The sequence below is a fragment of the Dactylosporangium aurantiacum genome (assembly GCF_000716715.1).
GTDB lineage: Bacteria > Actinomycetota > Actinomycetes > Mycobacteriales > Micromonosporaceae > Dactylosporangium > Dactylosporangium aurantiacum.
In genome coordinates this window covers 1-286 of the sequence record NZ_JNYJ01000185.1, presented here as the reverse complement: position 1 = coordinate 286, position 286 = coordinate 1, and the positions used below count along the sequence as shown (strand labels likewise).

Annotated in this window: 1 protein-coding gene; it reads right to left on the bottom strand. The window is 67.5% G+C overall.

The annotated features are described in order from the left end of the window. A partial coding sequence (locus tag OP18_RS50845) for an endo-1,4-beta-xylanase (RefSeq protein WP_033368070.1) occupies positions 1-286 on the bottom strand: 286 nt, incomplete at both ends.

The following is a 286-nucleotide window of genomic DNA, read 5'->3' as shown; positions in this document are numbered from 1 at the left end:
TTCACCGACGGGTCGGCGTTGCGCGCGGTGCGGAACGCGACCTCGATCCAGTCGTTGCCGGTCTGCTGCAGGTTGGAGTTGCGGCGGCTGCCGTCCTCGTTGAACGCCTCGTTCACCACGTCCCAGTAGGCGAGCTTGCCCTTGTAGTGGCCCATCACACCGTTGATGTGATCGATCATCGCCTGCCGCAGCGTGCTGCCACTGATGCCGCCCCACCAGGACGGCTGCTGGGCGTGCCAGGCCAGGGTGTGCCCGCGCACCTTCATGCCGCGCTGGGTGGCCCAGT